Here is a 6,078-nt window from a genome sequence, read left to right on the forward strand (position 1 = left end):
CCCCAGGGAAAAATTCAGGACGAATTTTTAGGTTGTCGGCGCCGGGAGCGCCTACAACCGACCCGGACCACACCAAAGAACGAAAAGGGGCTTTCTGGGTACTCTTTGCACCAACAAAGAGTACCTGGCGCGCATTAGACCATGCTAAGTGAACCACCAAACTCAAGCGCGACATACCATCACACCCGATTACCCAGCAACAACCCCAAAACCCAAGAAACCCACTCCCCCAGGGAAAAATTCAGGACGAATTTTTAGGTTGTCGGCGCCGGGAGCGCCTACAACCGGCCCGGACCACACCAAAGAACAACAAGGGGTTTTCTGGGTACTCTTTGCCCCAACAAAGAGTACCTGGCGCGCGAACTCAGATGCCAAGTGAACCACCAGACTCAAGCGCGACAAACCCTCAGAATCAGCCCCTGTCGCACCTCGCCCCACAATAAGAATGCTACTGCCCCACCGGAAACTTCTTCAAAAAATGATTCGCCTCATCCACCCAACACCGCCCAGCCTGCACCGTGCGCTTCGCCTGAGTATCTGTACTGCCGGCTTTCCTGATAATCTGATACGCCGCTTCTGTGTAATCGCAGTGCTCTTTTAAACGATCACGCAGATAACCAATCAAGCGAATTCCCAGTAAAGGCGTGGTGTTGGCCAGCGACAAGACACACCAGCCGTCCTCAAGGCCCGCCGCGTTGCCGTACTCAACATGGGTGATGAGCGAGTTCATCTCCTGCCCTGTCTCCTCGCCGTTCTCGTCCAGTTCGCGCAAAATCAGCACATCTCCAGCGGTATATTGACGATGATTGAGGCACAGCTGATGGGTTTTACGTCCGGCCAGGATATCGGTGAAATTGGCCGACGGAATCTTCAGCTCATGAAGCGTGACCTTGCTCATGCCAGCACCTCTCTGCTGTTGCGGGCTGAATTGTCAGAGTGTCGCCATTGACCAGCCCCCTGAGTTTTCCGGCTCCGGTGAGACCGCGCTGTATTGCCAAAAGCCATTCTGCTGGCTTTCGACAAAAGCAGAGTACGGAAATGAAGGTCGGTCAGACGCCGAATCTCCACTTTTGCGATACAGGGTCCATCAATTGCTATTTGATTCCTTGCCATGAGTGGTATCCTTACGCGTTGGTTTTGCGCACTTTTCGCCAATTTTGCGCTGATTTGTTGAATACGCACAGTGTTGATCCTCAATTGAATGCAGTCAATAACTTCTGCCATTGAAAGTTAACTTTTGACGATCATTTTCGAGTTCGATCACACTGACTGGACAGTCCATGAGTAAAAAAATCCTTATTTTTGACTATCTGAAAGGTCATGACTTTACTTCGAATTTGAGAGACTTAACCCATTGTGCTTCTTTTGGTGAGATGGCGACGCTGTTTGACGTGCCGAAAACCACCTTCAGCACCTGGAATACGCACAACCGCACCTCTCACGAGCTGGTCGTCCGTACGCATTTACGAACCGGCATCCCTGTTCACCAGCTCATTCTGCCGTCTGATTACCCATTGGAAGAACTGCATCATTCGTTTACGGGCAGTAAAAACACGGGCCATGATACGATTGCTGAAACGTCAAATGAGTACAAAACAGGACGACAAACGACGACGAACGCCGCGACATCAGACGCAGTCGTCACGCTGGACAGCTACAGCCTGAGCAATGGCAAATTAATCAGTATGGGGACAATCCCGTTCGCTCAGCGCATTTTTGACGCCTGGCACCTCAATGCCGCGTCCACCATTGAAGTGGAAACCCATGAAGGGCGGTTCCTGGTTGATCAAAGCCAGAACGATGCCGTAAGCGGTGAGTACCTGATTGATATGGACGGACGTTTGTCGATCAATCCTATTCAGCGATTGCCGAACAAGCTGGCGGTGACACTGGGCCACACCTGCGTTGAAGTCAACGACAGCGAGATCAAGGTGATCGGCCGCGTGGCGGTCAGTTTGAAAAAGCAGTGAACTGTCACTATCCCGGGCCGGTATGATCGACCCGGGATGGCTGTTGCTTAAGGGGCAAATTGAGCGAAGACTTCTTCTTCCGTCAGATTTTTGGTGTCGTTGCTGAACGCATAATAGGCTGGTTTTTTATCAATAAAGATCTGCTGCGCCATTTCCAGCTGATTTTCCTGATCCAACAGCCCCGCCGGAACAATATACTGGCCGGTTGGTTTAAGAAAATAAAACAGGTGAGTACCACAATTTTTACAGAAACCGCGCTCGCCCCAGTCTGATGACGAGAAACGGGAAACATATTCTTCACCACTGAATGTCACGTCCGTGCCTGCCGAAACAGCCAGATACGGGCCACCGCTCCATTTACGGCACATGCCGCAATGACAGACTTCCGCATGCAAGGTACCGCTGTTTGATGTCATGCCGACCTTACCGCACAGGCAATGGCCAGTGAGGTGATCCGACGACGATGTTGATGCTTGTGACATAATGCCCTCCTTATCCATAAGCTCCAGATAGCATAGTCGATTTATCTGAAAAGATCCCAGCGCTGATTCACACCACACGCCTCAACAAAATCCTGATCATGGCTGACCAGAATGAAACTGCCCTGATGTTCACTCAAGGCCTGCGCCATCATAGATTTGCTATCTAAATCAAGGTGGTTGTCCGGCTCATCCAGCAGCAAAAGCCCTTCCTGTTGCTGATGACTCACCACCAGCATCGCCAGCCGCATCCGTTCACCGCCGCTCAGGGTCGACACCTGTTGCGCGACTCTGTCACGGCGAAAACCAATGCAAGCCGCCAGGGTGCGTAACTCAGCGGCGGTATAAGCCGGACAGAGGCGCGTCAGGTTCTCGATCAGGCTGGCCTGCAAATCAAATAAGGAGAAATGCTGGTCGAGATAACAAAGCGGCCCGTGCCTGTGAATCTCACCCGATTTGACTGGCATACCGCCCAGCAGGGTTTTCAGCAAGGTCGATTTGCCTGTGCCGTTACTGCCGCGCAGGTGAATTTTATCGCCATACCAGATGGTTCGGCTGATTGCTGGCAATTGTCCCCGCTGTAAACCCAATTCAGTGATCGTCAGTAAACGCGCACTTCGCTTGTTTGCACTGTCGGTGCTGAAGCTCAGCGGCTTGGTACTGTCCGCTTTATCCTGCAGGGATTGAAGCTGTTGCCGCGCATCATCCAGCTGTTGATGGTGCTGATGGGTTCTCGAGGATGCCGCACTTTCTGCCGCATTTTTCTGATAATCAAGCAGTAAAGTCGACTGGCTGCCATCGCGTCTGTCCCGTTTACCGGCCGCGGCCCGGCGCTGCGCTTTTTCTTCATTGCGCTGATGCTGGCGCTGAATGGCGTTGATTTGCTGTTTCGCTTTGGACAGCCGTGTTGCCAGTAACCGGGCTTCATGATGTTTCTGCTGCCGGTATTGCCCAAAATCGGTGCCATAACAGGCTAAACCCGTGTGGCTGAGTTCAATAATACGATCTGCGTTGTTCAGTAAGGATTGATCATGACTGATCAGCAGTATACCGCCCTGAAAATGAGCGATTTGCTGTGACAGCCATTCCCTGCCCTGCCGATCCAGATGGTTTGACGGCTCATCGAGAATCAGCAATTCAGCGTCGCTGCGCAAGCAGAGCCACAATCGTAACCTCGTCAGCTCACCGCCGCTCAGATTGCTGCAAGATTGTCCGGGATCAGGCGGTAATCCCAGCGCTGACAACTGGCGAGACAGGGATACGGGTAAATCCCATTGGTCGCCGACCGCCTCGAAATCGGCCGGATCGCAACTGCCGTCGGCGATGCGCTGTAACGCTTGCAGACAACCCTCGACACCCAGTGCTTGTGCAACCGTGCCCAGAGCCGACAAATCGCTCTGCACGGTCAGCTGAGGTAAGTAGGCGATGCGCGCGTGCCTGATCACCCGGCCTTCATCCGGCTGGCGGGCTCCGCTTAACAGTGCGGCCAGCACAGATTTGCCGCAGCCGTTACGGCCAACCAGAGCGGTGGTTTCACGGTCTAAAGTCAGGGATAGATCAGAAAACAGTGGTTCCCCGTGGGGAAGAAAAACAGTCAGAGACTGGGCTTGCAATAATGTCATAAGACCTCCGGCGCAAGCGCAGGGAGAGACATTACCGTCGGAAGACATTGCTATCTAGCAGATAGATATTTGGCAGACAAATCTGAGTCGCACAACCGATCACAATACGGCGACTGCTCAGACAAAGACGGTTAACGCCCACTAACCCTGCGGATCCAAAAGAAAAAAGTTCAAAGGATGTCAGGGGTTAGTGATTCATTCAGGCGTTAACTCCAAAAGAGGTGATGGCGGCTATTAAACCACCACCAGACACATGTCGCAAGATGAAATCACCAGAAAGCGGGGTTGGTGAAACCCATTTATCCTTTTACGACTGTGCCAGCTTAGTGTTTTAATGTCTTATGAATCATGATGATGTCAGTCTGTATCTGGCCTAAATTGCATTTGCGAAGGATCCGCGATGAATGAGTATTACGACTACCTGGTGATTGGCGGCGGCATTGTGGGTGTCGCCACAGCCAATGCTTTGCTACGCCGTCATCCCGCCAGCAAGGTTTTGCTGATTGAAAAAGAAAGCACGCTCGCGCAGCACCAGACCGGCCACAACAGCGGCGTGATCCATGCCGGCGTGTATTATGCGCCGGGCAGCCTGAAAGCACGGTTTTGCAAAGAAGGCGAGCAGCGTACTCTGGATTTTTGCCACCAGCACGGGATTCCGGTCGACAACTGCGGCAAATTGCTGGTCGCCACCAATGAGACGGAAGTGCGCCGGATGCAGGATCTGCACACCCGCTGCCATGAAAACGGGATTGAAATTGAAGTGCTGGATCAGACACAGCTGCGGGAAAGAGAGCCGAACATCAACGGACTGGGGGCACTGTTTGTCCCGGCGACCAGCATCGTGGATTACCGCCGGGTGACTGAACACATGGCCAGTGACTTTACTGCCTCAGGCGGGGAAACAGCCCTGGGTACGCGAGTGACAGCCATCGCAGAGCACAGTGATCACATCGAACTGACCTGCCACCGGAGCAACGCAGCGAGTGCCGGTTCTTTTTCTGTCAAAGGCCGCTTTCTGGTGTGTTGCGGCGGGTTAATGGCCGACCGCCTGACCCAAATGATGGGGCTGGAGACAGATTTTCAGATCATCCCCTACCGCGGAGAATATTACCGCCTGGCCGCCAGACACAATCAGATTGTCCGTCACCTGATCTATCCGATCCCGGACCCTTCCCTGCCCTTTTTAGGGGTTCACCTGACACGCATGATCGATGGCTCAGTCACAGTTGGTCCGAACGCGGTGCAGGGGTTTAAGCGCGAAGGTTACGGGCGATTTAATTTCAGCCTGCGTGACAGCCTGGACATGCTGGCTTTTCCCGGCTTCTGGCATGTCACCGGCAAGCACCTGAAAACCGGGTTGCGGGAATTCAAAGATGCCTGGTGGAAAGCCGGATATCTTGAGCGGGTACGTAAATACTGTCCGGGCCTGACGCTGAGCGATCTGGAGCCCTACCCGGCAGGTATTCGTGCTCAGGCCGTACTGAAAGACGGCACGTTAGTTCATGACTTTCTGTTTGCAGACAGCCCACGCAGCCTGCACGTGTGTAACGCGCCGTCACCGGCTGCAACCTCAGCCATGCCGATTGCCGACTACATTTGCGATAGAGTGGCTGAAATCCAACAACAGCGTGAGGCGGACTGAAACAACAAGTCAGGCTAAATCACAAGAAACCCACTCCCCCAGGGGAAAATTCAGGACGAATTTTCAGGTTGTCGGCGCCGGGAGCGCCTACAACCGACCCGGACAACACCAAAGATCAAAAAGGGGCTTTCTGGGTACTCTTTGCCCCCACAAAGAGTACTTGGCGCGCATCACACAATGCCAAATGAACCACCAAACTCAAGCGCGACATACAAGCTAAACTTCAAAAATTGCGCTCGCCGTATAGACTCCCGCCTGCGCGGGCATGGCAGGCCGGATGCATTTTCTTAGCTAAAGTGATCAACAAATTCAGGGAAAAATTCAGGACGAATTTTCAGGTTGTCGGCGCCGGGAGCGCCTACAAC

At 53.1% G+C, this 6,078-nt stretch carries 5 protein-coding genes; 2 read left to right on the forward strand and 3 right to left on the reverse strand.

All coding sequences use genetic code 11. The annotated features are described in order from the left end of the window. Positions 1-448: 448 nt before the first annotated feature. Entirely contained in the window at positions 449-898 is a 450-nt protein-coding gene (locus P0Y67_RS22010) for a DUF3850 domain-containing protein (RefSeq protein ID WP_342393601.1), read from the reverse strand. Between the two features lie 382 nt (positions 899-1,280). Between P0Y67_RS22010 and P0Y67_RS22015 the strand changes: the two genes are divergently transcribed. Continuing rightward, entirely contained in the window at positions 1,281-1,970 is a 690-nt protein-coding gene (locus P0Y67_RS22015) for a helix-turn-helix domain-containing protein (protein ID WP_342393602.1), read from the forward strand. A gap of 47 nt (positions 1,971-2,017) precedes the next feature. On the opposite strand, the gene P0Y67_RS22020 is transcribed toward P0Y67_RS22015, so the two are convergent. Continuing rightward, positions 2,018-2,452: a GFA family protein gene (locus P0Y67_RS22020; protein ID WP_342393603.1), complete on the reverse strand. Its 435-nt coding sequence runs from the start codon at positions 2,450-2,452 to the stop codon at positions 2,018-2,020. Positions 2,453-2,493: 41 nt separating this feature from the next. Next, entirely contained in the window at positions 2,494-4,071 is a 1,578-nt protein-coding gene (locus tag P0Y67_RS22025) for an ABC-F family ATP-binding cassette domain-containing protein (RefSeq protein WP_342393604.1), read from the reverse strand. 400 nt (positions 4,072-4,471) lie between these two features. Between P0Y67_RS22025 and lhgO the strand changes: the two genes are divergently transcribed. Beyond that, the gene (lhgO, locus tag P0Y67_RS22030; protein WP_342393605.1) at positions 4,472-5,713 is read left to right on the forward strand and encodes an L-2-hydroxyglutarate oxidase; all 1,242 of its coding nucleotides are present in this window, start codon (positions 4,472-4,474) and stop codon (positions 5,711-5,713) included. Positions 5,714-6,078: the final 365 nt, after the last annotated feature.

Origin of the sequence: Photobacterium sp. SP02 (assembly GCF_038519165.1) — a bacterium.
Lineage (GTDB): Bacteria > Pseudomonadota > Gammaproteobacteria > Enterobacterales > Vibrionaceae > Photobacterium > Photobacterium halotolerans.

Bases quoted from the DNA above. Each gene is read 5' to 3' on its own strand.
- P0Y67_RS22025 (WP_342393604.1), bottom strand. From the start codon at position 4,071: ATGACATTATTGCAAGCCCAGTCTCTGACTGTTTTTCTTCCCCACGGG.
- P0Y67_RS22015 (WP_342393602.1), top strand. From the start codon at position 1,281: ATGAGTAAAAAAATCCTTATTTTTGACTATCTGAAAGGTCATGACTTT.
- P0Y67_RS22020 (WP_342393603.1), bottom strand. From the start codon at position 2,452: ATGTCACAAGCATCAACATCGTCGTCGGATCACCTCACTGGCCATTGC.
- P0Y67_RS22010 (WP_342393601.1), bottom strand. From the start codon at position 898: ATGAGCAAGGTCACGCTTCATGAGCTGAAGATTCCGTCGGCCAATTTC.
- lhgO (WP_342393605.1), top strand. From the start codon at position 4,472: ATGAATGAGTATTACGACTACCTGGTGATTGGCGGCGGCATTGTGGGT.